General features: G+C 70.6%; 24 protein-coding genes. 16 read left to right on the top strand and 8 right to left on the bottom strand.

What is annotated here, in order from left to right:
• Positions 1–3: 3 nt before the first annotated feature.
• On the bottom strand, positions 4–561 hold the full coding sequence (locus tag AAD528_RS12855) for a GNAT family N-acetyltransferase (RefSeq protein ID WP_345752485.1): 558 nt from the start codon (positions 559–561) through the stop codon (positions 4–6).
• Entirely contained in the window at positions 542–1,852 is a 1,311-nt protein-coding gene (locus tag AAD528_RS12850) for an NAD(P)-binding domain-containing protein (protein WP_345752484.1), read from the bottom strand. The genes AAD528_RS12855 and AAD528_RS12850 overlap by 20 nt, the downstream gene beginning before the upstream one ends.
• Positions 1,853–1,944: 92 nt before the next feature.
• Here AAD528_RS12850 and AAD528_RS12845 point away from each other — a divergent pair, with 92 nt between their 5' ends.
• Entirely contained in the window at positions 1,945–2,286 is a 342-nt protein-coding gene (locus AAD528_RS12845; protein ID WP_345752483.1) for an ArsR/SmtB family transcription factor, read from the top strand.
• Positions 2,287–2,344: 58 nt separating this feature from the next.
• Positions 2,345–2,548 carry a hypothetical protein gene (locus AAD528_RS12840; RefSeq protein WP_345752482.1) on the top strand — a complete coding sequence of 68 codons (204 nt, stop codon included), beginning with the start codon at positions 2,345–2,347 and terminating at the stop codon, positions 2,546–2,548.
• Between the two features lie 15 nt (positions 2,549–2,563).
• Here the strand turns inward: AAD528_RS12840 and AAD528_RS12835 are convergent, their stop codons facing one another.
• From AAD528_RS12835 to AAD528_RS12825, 3 genes are read right to left on the bottom strand one after another with little or no spacing between them, the layout of a single operon-like run.
• Positions 2,564–3,487 carry a carbohydrate ABC transporter permease gene (locus AAD528_RS12835; protein ID WP_345752481.1) on the bottom strand — a complete coding sequence of 308 codons (924 nt, stop codon included), beginning with the start codon at positions 3,485–3,487 and terminating at the stop codon, positions 2,564–2,566.
• Entirely contained in the window at positions 3,484–4,440 is a 957-nt protein-coding gene (locus AAD528_RS12830) for a carbohydrate ABC transporter permease (RefSeq protein WP_345752480.1), read from the bottom strand. The genes AAD528_RS12835 and AAD528_RS12830 overlap by 4 nt, the downstream gene beginning before the upstream one ends.
• The gene (locus AAD528_RS12825; RefSeq protein ID WP_345752479.1) at positions 4,437–5,831 is read right to left on the bottom strand and encodes an ABC transporter substrate-binding protein; all 1,395 of its coding nucleotides are present in this window, start codon (positions 5,829–5,831) and stop codon (positions 4,437–4,439) included. The genes AAD528_RS12830 and AAD528_RS12825 overlap by 4 nt, the downstream gene beginning before the upstream one ends.
• Before the next feature lie 225 nt (positions 5,832–6,056).
• Between AAD528_RS12825 and AAD528_RS12820 the strand changes: the two genes are divergently transcribed.
• Complete coding sequence (locus tag AAD528_RS12820; protein WP_345752478.1) at positions 6,057–6,542, top strand: YciE/YciF ferroxidase family protein; 486 nt, start codon at positions 6,057–6,059, stop codon at positions 6,540–6,542.
• A gap of 54 nt (positions 6,543–6,596) precedes the next feature.
• On the opposite strand, the gene AAD528_RS12815 is transcribed toward AAD528_RS12820, so the two are convergent.
• Both AAD528_RS12815 and AAD528_RS12810 read right to left on the bottom strand, forming a co-directional pair.
• Positions 6,597–7,274, bottom strand: coding sequence for a DUF6766 family protein (locus tag AAD528_RS12815; RefSeq protein WP_345752477.1), 678 nt, complete (start codon positions 7,272–7,274; stop codon positions 6,597–6,599).
• 1 nt (position 7,275) lies between these two features.
• Complete coding sequence (locus AAD528_RS12810) at positions 7,276–7,413, bottom strand: hypothetical protein (RefSeq protein WP_345752476.1); 138 nt, start codon at positions 7,411–7,413, stop codon at positions 7,276–7,278.
• A gap of 181 nt (positions 7,414–7,594) precedes the next feature.
• Between AAD528_RS12810 and AAD528_RS12805 the strand changes: the two genes are divergently transcribed.
• Positions 7,595–8,074, top strand: coding sequence for an SRPBCC family protein (locus tag AAD528_RS12805; protein ID WP_345752475.1), 480 nt, complete (start codon positions 7,595–7,597; stop codon positions 8,072–8,074).
• 139 nt (positions 8,075–8,213) lie between these two features.
• A complete protein-coding gene (locus AAD528_RS12800) occupies positions 8,214–8,534 on the top strand; it encodes a DUF7882 family protein (protein WP_345752474.1) in 321 nt (106 codons plus the stop codon).
• Between the two features lie 70 nt (positions 8,535–8,604).
• On the opposite strand, the gene AAD528_RS12795 is transcribed toward AAD528_RS12800, so the two are convergent.
• Positions 8,605–8,961: a DUF7882 family protein gene (locus AAD528_RS12795; protein WP_345752473.1), complete on the bottom strand. Its 357-nt coding sequence runs from the start codon at positions 8,959–8,961 to the stop codon at positions 8,605–8,607.
• A 150-nt stretch (positions 8,962–9,111) separates the two neighbouring features.
• Between AAD528_RS12795 and AAD528_RS12790 the strand changes: the two genes are divergently transcribed.
• From AAD528_RS12790 to AAD528_RS12740, 11 genes are all read left to right on the top strand, one after another.
• Positions 9,112–9,822, top strand: coding sequence for a GTP pyrophosphokinase (locus AAD528_RS12790; protein ID WP_345752472.1), 711 nt, complete (start codon positions 9,112–9,114; stop codon positions 9,820–9,822).
• Positions 9,823–9,886: 64 nt separating this feature from the next.
• The gene (locus AAD528_RS12785; RefSeq protein ID WP_345752471.1) at positions 9,887–10,993 is read left to right on the top strand and encodes a 5-methyltetrahydropteroyltriglutamate--homocysteine S-methyltransferase; all 1,107 of its coding nucleotides are present in this window, start codon (positions 9,887–9,889) and stop codon (positions 10,991–10,993) included.
• An 84-nt stretch (positions 10,994–11,077) separates the two neighbouring features.
• Positions 11,078–11,560, top strand: coding sequence for a YlcI/YnfO family protein (locus AAD528_RS12780; RefSeq protein ID WP_345752470.1), 483 nt, complete (start codon positions 11,078–11,080; stop codon positions 11,558–11,560).
• Entirely contained in the window at positions 11,557–12,390 is an 834-nt protein-coding gene (locus AAD528_RS12775) for a DUF4097 family beta strand repeat-containing protein (protein ID WP_345752469.1), read from the top strand. Before AAD528_RS12780 ends, AAD528_RS12775 begins: the two co-directional genes overlap by 4 nt.
• A gap of 108 nt (positions 12,391–12,498) precedes the next feature.
• Positions 12,499–13,359: an ABC transporter ATP-binding protein gene (locus tag AAD528_RS12770; RefSeq protein ID WP_345752468.1), complete on the top strand. Its 861-nt coding sequence runs from the start codon at positions 12,499–12,501 to the stop codon at positions 13,357–13,359.
• Positions 13,356–14,120: an ABC transporter permease gene (locus AAD528_RS12765; protein ID WP_345752467.1), complete on the top strand. Its 765-nt coding sequence runs from the start codon at positions 13,356–13,358 to the stop codon at positions 14,118–14,120. Before AAD528_RS12770 ends, AAD528_RS12765 begins: the two co-directional genes overlap by 4 nt.
• Positions 14,121–14,192: 72 nt before the next feature.
• Entirely contained in the window at positions 14,193–14,429 is a 237-nt protein-coding gene (locus AAD528_RS12760; protein WP_345752466.1) for a helix-turn-helix domain-containing protein, read from the top strand.
• Positions 14,422–14,928 carry a Clp protease N-terminal domain-containing protein gene (locus tag AAD528_RS12755; protein WP_345752465.1) on the top strand — a complete coding sequence of 169 codons (507 nt, stop codon included), beginning with the start codon at positions 14,422–14,424 and terminating at the stop codon, positions 14,926–14,928. Before AAD528_RS12760 ends, AAD528_RS12755 begins: the two co-directional genes overlap by 8 nt.
• A gap of 114 nt (positions 14,929–15,042) precedes the next feature.
• Positions 15,043–16,014 carry an ATP-binding cassette domain-containing protein gene (locus AAD528_RS12750; protein WP_345752464.1) on the top strand — a complete coding sequence of 324 codons (972 nt, stop codon included), beginning with the start codon at positions 15,043–15,045 and terminating at the stop codon, positions 16,012–16,014.
• The gene (locus tag AAD528_RS12745; RefSeq protein WP_345752463.1) at positions 16,011–16,832 is read left to right on the top strand and encodes an ABC transporter permease; all 822 of its coding nucleotides are present in this window, start codon (positions 16,011–16,013) and stop codon (positions 16,830–16,832) included. Before AAD528_RS12750 ends, AAD528_RS12745 begins: the two co-directional genes overlap by 4 nt.
• 13 nt (positions 16,833–16,845) lie before the next feature.
• Positions 16,846–17,328, top strand: a complete 483-nt coding sequence (locus AAD528_RS12740; RefSeq protein ID WP_345752462.1) for a glutaminase — start codon at positions 16,846–16,848, stop codon at positions 17,326–17,328.
• The last annotated feature ends 170 nt before the right edge of the window (positions 17,329–17,498 follow it).

Genomic DNA, 17,498 nt, shown 5'->3' with positions numbered 1-17,498 from the left:
AGTCTATGACCGGGGCAGCGGCGGGTCGTCCGGTCGGCGGCGCTCCACCAGGATCGTGTCGCGCCACTCGCCCGCATGCGGTCCGCGCCGGCCGCGGGCGATCCGCTCGCGGCGGCCCACCACGCGAAACCCCGCCTGTTCGTGCAGACGCAGGCTCGCGAGGTTCTCGGGGAAGATCGACGACTGGATGGTCCAGAAGCCCGCGGCGTCCGCGGCCTCGACGAATGCGGCGAGCAGGACGCGGCCCACGCCGTGCCCGCGGGCGGCCTCGGCCACGTAGATCGAGTGCTCGATCACACCGCGGTACGCCTCACGCGCCGAGACCCGCGAGGCGGCGGCCCAGCCGAGCACCCTGCCCCCGTCGTCGACCGCGACCAGACGTGCCTGCATCAGTCGGCCGGCGTCGAACGCGGACCAGGTGGGAGGGTCCGTCTCGAACGTCGCATCGCCCGTGGCGATGCCCTCCCGGTGGATGCGCTCGACATCGGCCCAATCGCCGGAGGTCAGGGGGCGGATGTCGATCACGTGACCATTGTGAGGCTCAGCAGCAGCCGCCCGCATCGGTCGAGCACACGCCCGTCGTCGGGAGGATCAGCTCGACGCGGCCGGCGGCCGCGGTGTCGCCCGCGAGCCACGCGACGACCGACCGCACCTGCTCGTAGCCCGTCTTGAGGAGGAACGTCGGGGCGCGGCCGTAGCTCTTCATCCCCACGATGAAGAAGCCCGCCTCGGGATGCGCCAGCTCCCGGTAGCCGTGGGGCGACACCGTGCCGCACGAATGCACGTTCGGATCGATGAGCGGAGCGAGGCGCCGCGGGGCCTCGACGACGTCGTCGAGCTCGAGTCGCAGCTCGCGCAGCATGCCCAGGTCGGGACGAAAGCCGGTCGCCGCGACGACGACGTCGGTCTCGTGCGCCGCGGTGTCGGTGCCGCGCCGTCCGTGGAGGCGCACACCGCCCTCGGTGCGCTCGGCGCGCAGGATCTCGAACCGGTCGACGACCGCGATCCGCCCGTCCGCGACGAGGCGGCGCACGCGCGTGCCGAGTGCGCCGCGTCCCTCGAGCTCGTCGCCCTCGGTCGAGATGCGGTTCGCGGCCGCGCTGCGGATCATCCACGTCACGCGCGTGCCCGGTTCGTCGCGCGCGAGCGAGGCGAGGGCGATGAGGGTGTTCGCGGCCGAATGACCGGCGCCGACGACCGTGGTGTGCCGCCCCGCGAAGCGGTCGCGGTCGGCGCCGAGCACGTCGGGCAGCGCGCCCGTGCTGCGATCGGCGATGGCCTCCCAGCCTAGCGGCGCGAGGCCGGCCGATCCCAGCGGATTCGCCTGGCCCCATGTGCCCGACGCGTCGATCACCGCGCGCGCGGTCTCCTCCGTCACCGTGCCGTCGGCGAGCCGCAGCCGCAGGGCGAAGGGCGTCCGCGAGCGCCCGCTCGTGCGGGTGCGGTCCATGCCTTCGCGGGTCGCGGCGAGCACTTCGACACCCGCACGGATCGCCGGTGCGATCGCATCATGCGCCGCCAGCGGCTCGAGGTACTCGGCCACGAGCTCTCGTCCGTCTGGGGCCCGCCCTGACCGCGGAGCCTCCCATCCGACCTCGGCCAGGAGCCGCGAGGCGGCGTCGTCGACGAGGTGCTCCCACGGCGAGAACAGCCGGGTGTGCCCCCACTCGCGGATCGCCGCGGCGGGCTCGGCGCCGCGCTCGTAGACCACGAAGGGGATATCGCGCTCGGCGAGGTGCGCGGCGGCGGCCAGGCCGATCGGGCCCGCACCGATGATCGCGACAGGCAGCGCGGTGAGACGCGCGTCGCGCGCGGTCGTGAGGGGGGCGGGCATGAGGTCGATCAGCGCCATGGCTTCTCCTGGTATCGAAGTCCATCGATGGATGTCGATGGACAGTCTGCCTCCATCTATCGAAGTCCGTCAATATCGACTATCTTCGATGCATGTCCGCGACTCTCGACGTCATCCAGCCCGCCGCGTGCTGCGCGCCTCTCGTGCGCGAACCGCTCGGCGCGGCGGAGGCCGACGACCTCGCCCGCCTCATGAAGGCGCTCGCGGACCCCACCCGGCTGCGGCTGCTGTCGATCGTCGCGGCCTCCGATGGGCAGGAGGCGTGCGTGTGCGACCTCACCGAGCCGATCGGGCTCGCACAGCCCACGATCTCGCACCACCTGAAGATCCTGGCCGGGGCCGGATTCCTCTCGCGCAGCAAGCGCGGCACCTGGGCGTACTACGCGCTCGTGCCCGGTGCCCTGGAGCGCGTCTCCGACGTGCTGCGGGGGTGACCCCGCCCGCGTGTCAACCCGTTGAGCGCGGCGGGCCGCCCGGCCTAGGTTCGGCATCATGAACGCCGACCTGCCCGACATCCACGAGTGGTACCCGCGCCTGTCCATCGACGCGAAGCACGCGCTGCGCGACAGCGGCGAGCTGACCGAGGAGGTGCGCGCCGAGATCGCCGAGATCACGGGTGCCGACGTCTCCGCCGAGGCGTCGCTGAGCGAGGACGATCGTGACTTCATCCGGACGCAGTCCGAACAGGTCGACTGATCGCGCGGCGCGTCCTCAGCCCTTGAGCCCGCCGGCGACGACGCCCTCGATGATGTGACGCTGCGCGAGGAAGAACAGCACGATCATCGGGATCGTCGTGATCACGCTGGCCGTGATCAGGATCTCCCAGTGCCACTCGCCGCCGAAGCCGAAGTTGTCCACGAGCGCCTTCAGGCCGCGCGGCACCGTGAAGTTGGCGGAGTCGCGCAGGTAGATCAGCGCGCGCATCAGGTCCGTCCAGACCGCCTGCACCTCGAACACCACGGTCACGGCGAGCGCCGGCCGTGACAGCGGCAGCGCGATGCGCCAGAACACCTGCCACGGGTTCGCGCCGTCGACCCGCGCGGCGTCGAACAGGTCCCGAGGCAGGGACAGCATGAACTGCCGCAGCAGGAAGATGTAGAAGGCGCTGCCGAACAGGTTGTGCGCCCACATCGGCGTCAGGGTGTTGACCATCCCGAGCGAGTTCCAGATCAGGAACGTCGGGATCATGGTGACCGCGCCCGGCAGCATCATGGATCCGAGCACCAGGGCGAACAGCGCGCCGCGGCCGCGGAAGCGGTAGAACGCGAAGGCCCACGCCACCATCGCGCTCGAGAGCGTCACGGCCCCCGCCGCGAGCGCCGTGACGATCACGGTGTTCAGCAGCCACAGCCCGAGGGGCGCCTCCTGCCAGACCTGCAGGTAGTTGTCGAGCGTGAACGTCTGCGGGATCAGCCGATTGTCGAACACCTCGCCGCGCGGCTTGAACGAGGCGCTCACGAGCCACAGGAACGGGTAGACGAAGATCACCGCGACCAGGATGAGCGCGGCGATCGTGACGATCCTCGCGACGCGGGAGCGCCGGCTCCGCGACGGCAGCGGCGCGGCGTCGCGCGCGACCGCGTCCGTCGTCGGGGGAGCCGCGGCGCCGGTCAGGCGCTCGGTCAGCGCGCTCATCGCCCGCCCCCGCCCTCGTAGTGCACGAGGCGCCGGGACACGATCGCCTGGATCGCCGTGACGATCATGATCACGAGGAACAGCAGCCACGCCATGGCCGAGGCGTACCCCATGTTGAGGAACTGGAACGCCTGCTGGAACAGGTAGATCACGTAGAACAGCGCCGCGTCGTTGCCGTATGTCGTGTTGCCCGCGCCGAAGAAGGCCGTGTACGCCTCGTCGAAGGTCTGCAGGCCCGCGATGGTGTTGACGACCACGATGAAGAACACGGCCGGGCTGATCATCGGCAGCGTCACGCTGACGAACTGCCGCCACGACCCCGCGCCGTCCAGGCGGGCGGACTCGTACAGCTCCTCGGGCACGCCCCGGAGGGCCGCGAGCAGGATCAGCACGGACGATCCGACGGTCCACAGGCTCATGATCACCAGCCCCGGCTTCACCCACGCGGGGTCGGTCGTCCACGACGGACCGTCGATGCCGATCCAGCCGAGGCCGGCGTTGATGAGTCCGCTCTGCCCGTTGAACAGCAGCAGGAACAGGATCCCGACCGCGACCGGCGGGGTCATCTTCGGCAGGAAGAACACCGTGCGGAAGAACCCGGATGCACGCCCGGCCCGGGCGAGCAGGAGGGCCAGCGCGAGCGACACGATCACGTACAGCGGCACCTGCACGGCCGTGAAGAACAGCGTGTTCGCCAGCGCGAGCGCGACCTTCGGATCGGCGAACAGCTCGGCGTAGTTGTCGAACCCCACGAACGACGGGTCGTTGATGACGTCGTAGTCGGTCAGCGAGAGGTAGCCGCTGTAGATCAGCGGCCATGCCGTGAAGACCGCGAAGCCGATCAGCCACGGGGCGAGGAAGAACAGCGCGGCGCGGTTCTCCCGCAGCCGCCCGCGACGCCGCCGCGGCGGGGAGGCGGTCCCCGCCGCCGCGGCCGTGGCGATCGCGGTCACTCCCCGTCTCCGGAGTTCTCGGCCATCTTCGCCCACGCGTCGTCGAGCGCCTTCTGCGCGGTCTGCTGCGCCTGCGCGAGCGCGTCGGCCGGCTCGGCCTCGCCCGAGAGCACGGCGTTCACGGCATCCTGCATCGCGGTCTCGAACTCGGCGTCGGCCGGGCTCGCCGGCAGGGCGAACGTGTGGTCGTTGGCCTCGTACGTGGCGGCGACCGCGGTGTCCCAGGGCTCGCCGCCCGACGTGACCATGCCCTCGATGAGGTCGTCGGCCTCGGCGTTGCCGGTCAGCAGGCCGGTGAACGGCTTTCCCTCCTCGTCGCGCAGGTCCAGCCGCGCCTGCGCGGCGGCCTCCCAGGTGTCGACGGCGGTCATCACCCGGGCCCACCGGCACGCGGCCTCGGGATTCGCGGCCCCGGCGGGGATCGCCCACGCCTGCCCCGACGCGTACGCGATCGGATCGCCCTGGCGGTCCTTGACCGTGTCGAACGTCACGGGCGCATCCGGCGAGACGTCGTTCAGCACGTTGATGTACCACTGCTCCATCGGCATCGCGCCCAGCACTCCGGTCGCGAACTGGTTGCCCTCGCCGAAGAAGTCCGCCGAGTCGCGGTACGCCTTCACGTCGCCGAAGCCGCCCTGCGCGTCGTAGATGCCCACGGCCCACTCCAGGGCCTCGACCGCCTTCGGGTCGTCGAGCTGGGCGGTCCTGCCGTCCTCGCTGATCAGGTCGACGCCGTTCGCCTTCGCCCACATCGGGAAGAACTCCGGCAGCTTGCTGTCCACCCCGATCACGCTGAGCTTGCCGCCATCCGATTTCGTGAGCGCCTCGTTGGCGGCGCTCATGGCCTCCCAGTCGGATCCGTCGACGTCGGCGAGCGAGAGCCCGGCGGCGTCGAGAAGGTCGGCGTTCGCCATGGTCACCTGCACGACGTTGAACTCGGGGATGCCGTAGACCTGGCCCTCGAGCGTGACCTGCGCGAGCGCCGACTCGACGAACATGCCGGTGTCGATGCCCTCGCCCTCGATGCAGCGCTCCAGCGGCAGGATCGCGCCGCGCGCGGCGAGCGAACCGATCTGATCGCGATTGGCGTAGACCAGGTCCGGCGGATCGCCCGTCGCGGCCGCCGACAGGAACTGCTGCAGGTCGAGCTCGCCCTCGGCCACCTTGACCTCCACGCCGTCGCCGAGCTCGGCCTCGGCCAGGTCCATGCGCGTGGTCGCCACCTCGTCGACGCCGGCGAATCCCATCACGCTGAGCTCGCCCTCGAGCTCGGCGCCCGAGTCGTACTGCGCGTCGGCGTCGTCCGCGCCGCCCGTCCCCACCGCGCATCCGCCGAGGACGATCGCGCCTCCCGCGACCGCCGCAACCGCCATCATCCGGAACCCTCTCATGGGACCCCTCCTTGTGCTGTGTCTCCCCCGTGCGGGGACGATAGGTCCGCGCACGGGGGCGCATAAGGCACTTGACAGAAGCGCTTCTGGAGGAGGCGGCCCCGGTCGCCGTCCGGCATTAGCCGGGCCTCCGGCGCCGCGCAATCCCCTCCTGTGCCGAGCCGCGCCCGCCTAGCGTCGAGTCCGCCGACGGATCGTCGGACATGTCTCACGCAAGGAGCACCCATGAGCCAGAACCACCTCGAGACCCCCGAAGACCTGCTGCGCTTCCAGCTGCGCACGGCGATGACGATGGAGGAGGACTCGCTGGCCGCGCTGGGCGAGCTCGCCGAAGCCGCCGTGACGGCCGACATCAAGAAGCTGTTCCGCCACCACGCCGACGAGACCCGGGAGCAGATCGCGAACCTGCAGAAGGTCTTCCGGCTGCTCGAGGTGCCCGAGTCGACCGCGCCGTCGCCGAGCACGAAGGGCATCAGCAAGCAGGCCGAGTCGCTGATCCAGCGCAGCGAGAAGGCGCTGCGCGACCAGATCACCCTGTCATGCGCGCTCGGCAACGAGCACTACGAGATGGCGGCGTACGAGGGCCTCATCATCCCGGTGACGGCCATGGGCGCCACCGATGTGCTGAAGCTGCTGCAGGACAACAAGGACCAGGAGGTCCACACGAGCGAGGAGCTGTCGACGCGCCTCAAGGAGCTCGTCGGGGCCTGAGCGGCCTCCCGCCGGGGGCCGGTGCACGCGTCGCACCGGCCCCCTCCCATGCCCTCACTCCGACTCGAGGGCCGACGTGCCGTTGGGAGTGCCGACGGGCTTGGACTCGGCCGAGCCGCGCTGGCGCAGGTAGATCGAGAACGCCACCATGCATCCGACGGCGAGGAACTCCGACTGCCAGTTCTGCAGCGTCCGGTTCCAGAACTCCGGGCCGGTGACGTAGGCGCCCCACGTCATCGGCAGCTCGCCGTGCTGGGCCGCCTCGTCGTTCGCCACCACGAGGCCCGCGAGCGACTGCGCGAGCCACGACAGCAGGAACACCAGCCCCATCGCGATCAGCAGCGAGTTCGCGTACAGCCAGAGCCGGAGGCCGCGCACACGCGCCCAGGCGGGGGAGTCCTCGCGCGAGAACTCGGCGATCATCTGATCCCGATCGGATCCGACGCCCTCGTCGCCGGGCTTCTTGGACTCGGGCGATCCGCGCTGCACCAGCCAGACCGTGGCCAGGATGAACACGAAGAACTGGAGGAACTCCGACTGCCAGTTCTCGGCGAGATCGACGAGGAACTCGGACGACGTCAGGAACTCGGCGAGGGCGATCGGCGCCCGGCCGTGGCTCGCGAGCTCCTCGTTGTTGTACGCGTGCCCGGCGAGAGCCTGGAGCACGACCGTCACGACGAACAGCCCGAGGAACAGGAGGGTCAGGCCGTTGTCCCTGAATGCGCGCCTCATCTCACCGTCCCATCAGCGGCAGCGTGATCATCACCGCGAGCCCGCCTCCGACGATGATCGCCCAGGACCAGAAGGCCAGGCGCATTCCGGAGGTCTCCTCGATCGCGGGCTTCGACTCGGTGCTGTGCGTCTCCGGCATGTCCTCGACCGTAGAACGACCCGATCGCGGATCGCGAGCGCTTGACGGGCAGCGCGGACCTGGTGCAGACGGTCTAACCTCCGGCGCGCGATGAGTCAACCCCATTCATGCCCTCCTGAGGCCCGCCTAACGTCGAGGCCATAGCCAGATGAGTCACCACCCAGATGGAGGATGGCACGACATGACCACCACCACACTGACCGCCGAGATCGACGTCGACGCGCCCGTCGACACCGTGTACAACCAGTGGACGCAGTTCGAGTCGTTCCCGCAGTATCTGGGTGCCGTGAAGTCGGTGCAGCAGATCGACGACGTGCGCACGCACTGGACGGTCAGCATCGCCGGCAAGGAGGAGGACTTCTACGCCGACATCGTGGACCAGGTGCCCGACGAGCACATCGCCTGGCAGAGCACGGACGGCACGTTCCATGCCGGCCGCGTCGACTTCGAGCCGCACGGCGACGAGACGCACGTGAAGCTCCGCATGGACTGGGAGCCGGATGGCCTGCTCGAGAGCATCGGCGCGAAGCTCAACATCGACGAGGCCCAGGCGAAGATGGACCTCGAGCGCTTCAAGAAGTTCATCGAGGAGCGCGGCGCGGAGACCGGTGGCTGGCGCGGCGAGGTGCACGGTCGCCAGGAGACGTCCCCGGACGCGTGAGACACGCGGACGCGGATGGATCCGGGGAGAGGACGGTATGTGGGGATATCGGGATTCCTTCCGCCGGATGATCACGGCCTGCTCCATCTGAGCGAGCAGGCGTGCCCCACGATGGCGCGACTCGGGTATCGTCGCCATCGTGGGGCGATTCATCTACGGCGCGGCGGCCGACTCCGTCGACATCGACGACCGCACGCTCGCGCATCTGCGCATCGTCGTGATGAACAAGCTCCGTCGTGGCGAGCCGTTCATGTACGACACCAAGCTGGGCGATGGCATCGGTCGGCGCAGCTTCTGGCTGAGCCCGTCCATCCCCATCCAGTTCCACTTCTCCGGCGGGCGCGCGCCGCGCATCAACCGCGCATGGCTGGACGAGCTCATGAAGGCCGCCAGCGGTCCTAACGGCCTGACCGTGATGCCGGAGCCGCCGGACCCGACGCAGCAGGTCGACGAGGACTGACGTCGCCGACTGCCTCAGACATGAAGAAAGTCCCCCTCCTGCGAGGGGGACTTCTTCATGTCTGCGGGCCTCAGGCCACGGATTGGGCGCGACCGCCGTCGGTGTCGGACGTGTTGTCCGCCTCGGACCCGACGTGCTCCGCGACGAGGGAGATGCCGCCGAGCGCGTTGGCGGAGTGGGCCAGCTCCTCGATCCACGAGCGGTTCAGCTCGGGAGCCACCGGCTCGTCGAACTCGAAGCGCACCGGGATGGACGGATGCATCCAGATGGTGCTGCGCCCCTCGCCGTCCTCCTCGGGGTGCTGCCATGAGACCGTGAAGCTCTCCTGGCGACGCAGCTTCGCCACGACCACCACCTTGAGGTGCGCGAGTGCGCGATCCGCGATGTGGATCGGTGTCGCGTCAGTGCCGTAATGAAGGATGCCCATAGCCGGAGGATAACGGCGGACTCTTCGTGCGCAAAATAATCAGGCGTGCCGAACTCCGGCGGGCGCTTTCGACCGGATCCGCGGGCGTGGACTCTCCGGGTCGCCGATGATCTCAGCTGGTCCGTAACCGCCCGCAATAGCATCGGCCGCATGACCGATGCGCCGATCGACGAAGGCTTCCTCGAACGCGTCCGGGGCCTGCGCGACGAGATGACCCGCTTCCTCTCCGAATACCGCTTCGGCATGCGCGAGATCGAGACGAAGATGTCGATCCTGCGCGACGACTTCGAGCACGCGCACGCCTACAACCCGGTCGAACACCTCTCCTGCCGGCTCAAGACGCCGGACTCCATCGCGGAGAAGGTCGTGCGCAAGGGGATCGATCCGGATCTCGACGCCATCCGGCGCGAGATCACCGACATCGCCGGCGTCCGCGTGACGTGCAGCTTCGTGAGCGACGTGTACCGCCTGTTCGATCTCCTCGTGAGCCAGGACGACATCACCGTGCGCGAGGTGAAGGACTACATCGCCCGGCCCAAGGCCAACGGCTACAAGAGCCTCCACGCGATCGTCGAGGTTCCCGTCTTCCTCTCGAGCGGGATGATGCGGATCCCGGTCGAGGTCCAGTTCCGCACGATCGCGATGGACTTCTGGGCGAGCCTGGAGCACAAGATCTACTACAAGTACGACAAGCACGTGCCGTCGCGGCTGACCGACAGCCTGCGCGAGGCCGCGACCACCGCCGCGGAGCTCGACGCCCGGATGGAGAGACTGCACGGCGAGATCCACGGCACCCGGTCGCGCATGCGTCCGGCGCCGCCGCTGCGCGCGCTCCCGCCCGGGGGCGCATCCCAGGCATAGCGCCTGTTGCGCGGCGTGACACCGGGCCGAGGCGCCGGACACGTCGCGGCGTAGGCTGACCCGCGTGACCGTGAACCCGCCGTACCGCGCCGACATCGTCGGCTCCTTCCTGCGCCCGGAGGTCCTCAAGGCCGCGCGCGCCGACTTCGCGGAGGGCCGCATCGACGCGGACGCGCTGCGCGAGGTGGAGGACGCGCAGATCGCCGATCTGGTGCGCAGGCAGGCAGGCAACGGCCTCGCTCTCGCGACCGACGGCGAGTTCCGCCGATCCTGGTGGCACTTCGACTTCTTCGACGGGCTCGAGGGCGTCTCGATCGTCGACACGGATCACGGCCTGCCGTTCCAGGGCGTGCAGACGCGCCAGAAGGCCGTCCAGGTGAACGGCACGATCGGGTTCGGCGCGCACCCGCACGTCGAGCACTTCCGGTCCCTGCTGCCGCTGGCCGAGGCCGCGGGTGTGCAGGCGAAGGCGACCATCCCGTCGCCCACGGTGCTGGACTTCCGCGTCGAGCCACAGAACCTCGGGGGTGGCTACGCGAGCCGCGACGAGTACGTCGACGACCTGGTCGAGGCGTACCGCGCTGCGGTGCGGGCCTTCTACGAGGCCGGCGGCCGCTACCTGCAGTTCGACGACACCGCGTGGGCCTACCTCTGCAGCGACGTCGAGCTCGAGCGCGCGCGCACCGAGCGCGGCATCGAGATCGACGGCCTCGGCGAGCGGTACGCGTCGATCCTGAACCGGGTGCTGGACGGCAAGCCCGACGACCTCGTCGTGACGACGCACATCTGCCGCGGCAACTTCCGCTCCACCTGGATCTCGTCGGGCGGCTACGAGCCGATCGCCGAGCAGCTGTTCTCGGTCGGCTACGACGGCTTCTTCCTCGAGTTCGACGACGACCGCTCGGGAGGCTTCGAGCCGCTGCGCTTCCTGCCGAAGGGCGCGCAGACCGTCGTGCTCGGCCTCATCACGACGAAGCGGGGCGCGCTCGAGGGCGTCGACGCCGTCAAGCGCCGCATCGACGAGGCCGCGACGTTCGCGCCGCTCGACCAGCTCGCGCTGAGCCCGCAGTGCGGCTTCGCCTCCACGGAGGAGGGCAACGTCCTGAGCGAGGACGAGCAGTGGGCGAAGATCCGCGAGGTCGTGGACATCGCCGCCGACGTCTGGAAGTAGCGCCCGCGCCCAGCGCGGCGACGTCGGAGAGGAGCTGACCCCACGGCATTGACTCATGACACCACCTGGTGTCATCATGGTGTCATGAACCTCGAACCGCACATCGTCGAGCTGCAGCGCCAGCTCGCGATCGCCGCCTCCGCCGGTGACGACGCCACGCGGGAGACCGCCGAGCGGCTTGCCGCGGCGCTGGAGGCCGCGACGCGTCTCGCACTCCTGCAGGCCCTTTCCGAGGCCGCGGGTGAGATCACCCTGCAGCTCGGCTCGGGGTCCGTCGACGCGCGTCTGCGCGGACGGGACGTCGAGTTCGTGGTCGCCCGCCCGGCATCCGACACCACGGATGACACCACGCCCGCCGCCGCGGCTCCCACGGTCGACGAGGAGGGCGCCACGAGCCGGACGACGATCCGGATCCCCGACTCGCTGAAGGCGCGCGCCGAGCAGGCCGCGAACGCCGACGGGGTCTCGCTCAACACCTGGCTGGTCCGCGCGGTCGGATCCGCCCTCGAAGCCAAGGGGACGGCCCGCGCGGTGCGCTCCCCCCAGATCACGGGATGGGTGCGATGAACACCGACACCACCACGGCCGCCCTCACGCTCGACATCGCGTGGGGCTCGGTCCTCGTCCGCGCCGTCGAGCGCGACGACATCGACGTGCAGGTCGCGCCGTCGAATCCCGACCGGCGCGGCGACCGCGAGATGGCCGCGCGCACCCAGGTCGATCGCGCCGGCTCGGGCGTGAGCGTCGTCAGCGCCGCGCGCTGGGCCGCGATCGGGGCCAACGGCTCGATCGACGTCACGATCGAGGTGCCCGTGAGAACGCCCGTGACCGCGAAGGTGCACGGCTCCTTCATCGCCGACGGCCGGCTCGGCGACGTCCGCTTCTCGGGCAGCGCCACCGGGATCCAGTTCTCCGACGTCGGCGACCTGTACCTGAAGACCGATGCGGGGGTCCGGGTCGGCAGGGTGCGCGGCACCGCGGACGTCCGGATCTCCTCCGGCAGCCTGCGCGTCGACCGGATCGACGGGGACGCCCGCGTCAAGAACGCCTCCGGCGACATCGCCGTCGGCACGCTGGGCGGCGTGTCCGACCTCCACACGGCATCCGGATCCATCGAGATCGGATCCGCGCACGCCGACCTCGTCGCCCGCACGGCGTACGGCTCGCTGCATGTCGCCGAGATCGCGGGCGAGCGCGCCGAGCTGCACAGCTCGTACGGCGCCATCACGGCGGGCGTCCCCGCCGGCACCGCCGTCTGGCTCGACGCGCTGTCCAAGCACGGCACGGTCCGATCCAGCCTCGCCGCCTCGGGGGCGCCCGGCGCGGAGGATCCGAAGCTCGAACTGCGCGCCCACAGCGGCTACGGGGACATCGTCATCCGGTACGCCACCACCTGAGCTCCAGCCGACCTTCCGTCCGGGCCCGCGGCCCGGAGCGACGACGACGCCCGAACGGGGCGCCGTCCGTCGCGCCCGAAAATCATCCGCTCCGATCCAGGAGACACCATGACCACCACCACCTCACGAGCACCGGCCATCCGCGTGCGCGGCGTCGAGAAGGCGTTCAAGGACGTCGCGGTCCTCCGCGGCGTCGACCTCGACGTCGAGCCCGGCACGATCTTCGCGCTGCTCGGCTCGAACGGCGCCGGCAAGACGACGCTCGTGCGCATCCTCTCTACGCTGCTGAGGGCCGACGCGGGCACCGCGACGGTCGACGGGATCGACGTCGCCGCCGAGCCGCAGCGGGTCCGCGCCGCGATCAGCCTGACCGGGCAGTTCGCCGCGGTCGACGAGATCCTGACCGGCCGCGAGAACCTGATCCTGGTCGCCCGGCTCCGGCACCAGAAGGACCCGACCGCGATCGCGGACGAGCTGCTCGCCCGGTTCTCGCTCGCCGATGCGGGCTCGCGCCGGGCCGGCACCTACTCGGGCGGCATGCGCCGTCGGCTCGACATCGCGATGAGCCTGATCGGCGCGCCGTCGATCGTGTTCCTCGACGAGCCGACGACGGGCCTCGACCCCCAGGCCCGCATCGAGGTCTGGCAGACCGTCAAGAAGCTCGCGGGCTCCGGCACGACCGTGCTGCTCACGACGCAGTACCTCGACGAGGCCGAGCAGCTGGCCGACCGGATCGCGATCCTGCACCGCGGCACGATCATCCAGAACGGCACGCTCGCCGAGCTGAAGGCCCTGCTGCCCGCGGGCGGCGAGCCGGTTCTCGTCCCGAAGGAGCCCTCGCTCGAGGACGTCTTCCTGGCCGTCGTCGGCCAGGAAGCAGTGGAACGTCTGGCGCTGATCGGCGAGACGGACGAGCCCGAGACCGAACCGGCCGCCGAGGCGACCACGACACGAAAGGCATCACGATGAGCGGTCACGTCCTCGCGGACACCGGCGTCCTCACCGGACGCTCGCTCCGCCACATCCTGCGCAGTCCCGACACGATCATCACCACCGCGGTCACGCCGATCGCGCTGATGCTGCTGTTCGTGTACGTGTTCGGCGGCGCGATCGACACCGGATCCGGCCAGCCGTACCTGGAGTTCATGCTGCCGGGCATCCTGCTCATCACGGTCGCCTCCGGCATCGCCTACACGGCGTACCGGCTGTTCCTCGACCTGCAGGGCGGCATCTTCGAGCGGTTCCAGTCGATGCCGATCGCCCGCTCGAGCGTGCTGTGGGCGCACGTGCTGACCTCGCTCGTGGCGAATCTGGTGTCGGTCGCGCTCGTGATCGCGGTCGCCCTGCTGATGGGGTTCCGCTCGGGCGCCTCGGTGCTCGCGTGGCTCGCGGTCGCGGGCATCCTGATCTTGTTCACGCTCGCGCTGACCTGGATCGCCGTGATCGCCGGCCTCTCGGCGAAGACCGTCGACGGCGCGAGCGCGTTCAGCTATCCGCTGATCTTCCTGCCGTTCCTGAGCTCGGCGTTCGCGCCCACGGAGTCGATGCCCGGCCCCGTCGCGTGGTTCGCCGAGAATCAGCCGGTCACGTCGATCGTGGACACGATCCGGGCGCTGTTCGCGCAGCAGCCGGTCGGCGGCGAGATCTGGATCGCGCTCGCCTGGATGGTCGGCATCCTGGTCGTCGCGTACGGCTTCGCGATCTTCGTGTACCGACGCCGGATCAGCTGAGCCGAGGCCCGCGCCACAGGGGTTTAGCAACCGCGGTTGCTAAACCCCTGCTTAGCAACTACAGTTGCTTGCATGTCACCGGAAGCCCAGTCGCCCATCGGGGGAGTCGCCGACGACCTCGCGGCCGTCGTCGCCCTCCGGGAGCTGGCCGACCAGCTCGAGGACGCCGCGGTCGAGCGCGCGCTGCGCGACGGGTGGGGGTGGGCGCAGATCGCCGAGGCGCTCGGCGTGAGCCGCCAGGCCGTCCACAAGAAGCACCTGCGTCGCGTCGAGCAGGCCGGCATCGACCTGAGGAGGCGCCGTGGCTGACCAGTTCCCGTTCCCGGACTCGGCGACCAACATGCGGCTCGTCGGCATGGCCGCCGTCGTCGAGGCGCAGCGGCAGGGGCTCGTGAGCGTGGAGGCCGAGCACATCCTGCTCGCCCTCGCGGCCGACGCGCACAGCCCGGCCGGGCAGTTCCTGGTGCAGCACGGCCTCGATCACGGGGCCCTGCTCGCGGCGCTGCGCACCGAGCGCGAGCGCTCGCTCGGCGTCGTCGGGGTCGCCCCGCGCGATCCGGCCACGCTCGCCGCCACGCGCATCGGCCGCCCGCGCTTCGGCGCGAGCGCCCGCAACGCGTTCGACCGCGCGCAGAAGTTCACCGCTCGCGCGCGCCGCGGCTGGCACCGGATGAACGCGTTCGACCTGCTCGGAGGCGTCTTCGAGCTCGAGATCGGCACGGTCCCCCGGGCCCTCGCCTACGCCGGCATCGATCGCGAGGCGCTCCTCGCCGAGATCGCCGAGCGCGCCGCTCCCGACAGCGGCTGACCCCGACGTCGGGGACGTGATGCCACCCGCCCGCTGAGGGCGGTGCCTCGTCGCGCCCTCGCGACCCGATCCATCCCCCATCGAAAGCCTTCACTCTGGAAGGAGGGCATTCCCATGCCTTCACACATCCCCTCCCTGGCCATCGAGGCCACGGGACTCGTCAAGACCTTCGGGTCGAACCGCGCGGTCGACGGCGTCGACCTGCGGGTGCCCGCGGGCACCGTCTACGGCGTGCTCGGCCCCAACGGCGCCGGCAAGACCACCACCATCTCGATGCTCGCGACGCTCCTGCGGCCCGACGGCGGCAGCGCGCGCGTCTTCGGCCACGACGTGGTGCGCGAGCCCCACGTCGTGCGCCAGCTGATCGGCGTCACGGGGCAGTACGCGTCCGTCGACGAGAAGGTCAGCGGCATCGAGAACATGATCGTGTTCGGCCGCCTGCTCGGGCTCGGCCACCGCGCCGCCAAGGCCAAGGGCCTCGAGCTGCTCGAGGCGTTCGGCCTGGCCGAGGCCGCCACGCGGCCCGTCGGCAAGTACTCCGGCGGAATGCGCCGCCGCCTCGACCTCGCGTCGAGCCTCATCTCGCAGCCGCCGCTCATCTTCCTCGACGAGCCGACCACCGGCCTCGACCCCCGCACCCGCGGGCAGATGTGGGACGTCATCCGCGGCCTCGTGAGCGGCGGATCCACCGTGCTGCTCACGACCCAGTACCTGGACGAGGCGGATCAGCTCGCCGCCCGGATCGCGGTGATCGACCGCGGCCGCGTGGTCGCGGAGGGCACGGCCGACGACCTCAAGGCGTCCGTCGGCACGGCCGCGCTGCAGCTGCGGCTCGGCGATCCCACGCAGGCCCCGGCGGCGCTCGCCGCGATCGAGGCCGTGCTCGGCGTGGCCGCCACAGCGACGCCGGAAGCCGCGCGCCTCACCGCGCCCATGGCGGATCCCGACCGGATCACCGACCTGCTCGTGCGCCTGCGCGGGCAGGGCATCCACCTCGCCGAGGTGAGCGTGCAGAAGCCGACGCTCGACGAGGTGTTCCTGACCATCACGGGCCATGCGGCCGAGGACGAGGAGGTGGCCGCATGAGCGCCGCCATCATCGAGACCAAGCCGGCGGTGTTCCCCGAGCACCTGGCGCGGCGTGTGGGGCTGCGGGAGACGCTCTCGCAGACCATGACCATGGCGTACCGGGCGCTGATCCGGCTCCGCCGCACTCCCGAGCAGTGGACCGACGTGCTGATCCTGCCGTTCCTATTCACGTTCATGTTCGCGTACCTGTTCGGCGGCGCGATCGCCGGCAGCGTCACCGACTACCTGCCCGCGCTGATCCCCGCCATCATCGTGCAGGGCGTCGTGCAGGCTTCCGTCGTCACCGGAACCCAGCTGCGCGAGGACATGGACACCGGGGTCTTCGACCGGTTCCGCTCCCTGCCGATGGCGCGCATCGCGCCGCTCGCGGGCGCGCTGCTGACCGACACGATCCGGTACGCGCTCATCACGGGGCTGACGATCCTGGTCGGCATGCTGATCGGCTGGCGACCGGGCGGCGGCTGGGGTGTCCTCGCCGGCGCGCTGCTCGTGATCGTCACCGCGTGGGCCGTGAGCTGGTGCTGGGCGCTGCTCGGCGTGACGGCGCGCACGGCCGGCACGGTGCAGGGCATCGCGATGCTCATCATGATGCCTCTGACGTTCCTCTCGAACGCGTTCGTGCCCACCCAGACGCTGCCGGACTGGCTGCGCGTCGTGGCCGAGTGGAACCCGGTCTCGCACCTCATCACCGCGCTGCGCGAGCTCGCGAACGAGGGCGTGTGGGGCGTCGACGTGTGGTGGACCCTGCTGGGCGCCGTCGTGCTGGTGGCGGTCTTCGCGCCGCTGACCGTGCGGGCGTACATGCGCAAGGCGTGATTAGCCTGAGGTCATGACGGACGACGCCGCGCACCTGTTCGAGGAGGCGCGGCGTCGTCTCTCGTCCGTCCCGCGCGAGGCGCTCGGCGAGATCGCCGAGCCGGGACGGATCCGCGCCCTCCTCGGATCCGGTCCGCGGATCGTGCGGGCGGGATCCGCGTGGCGCGTCGGCGTGCTGCTGATCGGCGACGACGCGGTGCACGAGGAGGGCGAGGTGCTGCGCGCCGGCGACCCGGGCCGGCGGGGCTACACGGCGGAGTCCGCGCGGCGCCGCGCCGAGCTGCGCGCCATGGCCCTGCGTGGCGGCTTCGCCGAGGGCGAGACGGTGCATCTCGGCTGGCGCCCGCTCGACCTCGGCCTCCCCGCGGACGGCCCCCTCGTCCTCGACGGCCCGTCGCCGCTGATCCGCTGGACGCCCGCCGGCGCGCTCATGCCGCTCGCCGCGTACCTCTCCGACCGCATCTCGCTGCTCCTCGATCCGCCCGCGGGCGCCTGAGGCGGTCCGCCGCGTCGCGCCCGGGGACCTGCGCTTCCTCCTCGAGAACACGTGCTCTCAACGAGAACACGCCGTTCGAGCGCCGATTCCGCGTGTCATGTCGCAGGACATTGGTGACAGTTCTGTATCAGGACATCGGTGACACTTCGGGTGTGTTTGGTGGTGACACT

Origin of the sequence: Microbacterium rhizophilum (assembly GCF_039605615.1) — a bacterium.
GTDB classification, from domain to species: domain Bacteria; phylum Actinomycetota; class Actinomycetes; order Actinomycetales; family Microbacteriaceae; genus Microbacterium; species Microbacterium rhizophilus.
This window is presented reverse-complemented; position numbering and strand designations above follow the sequence as displayed.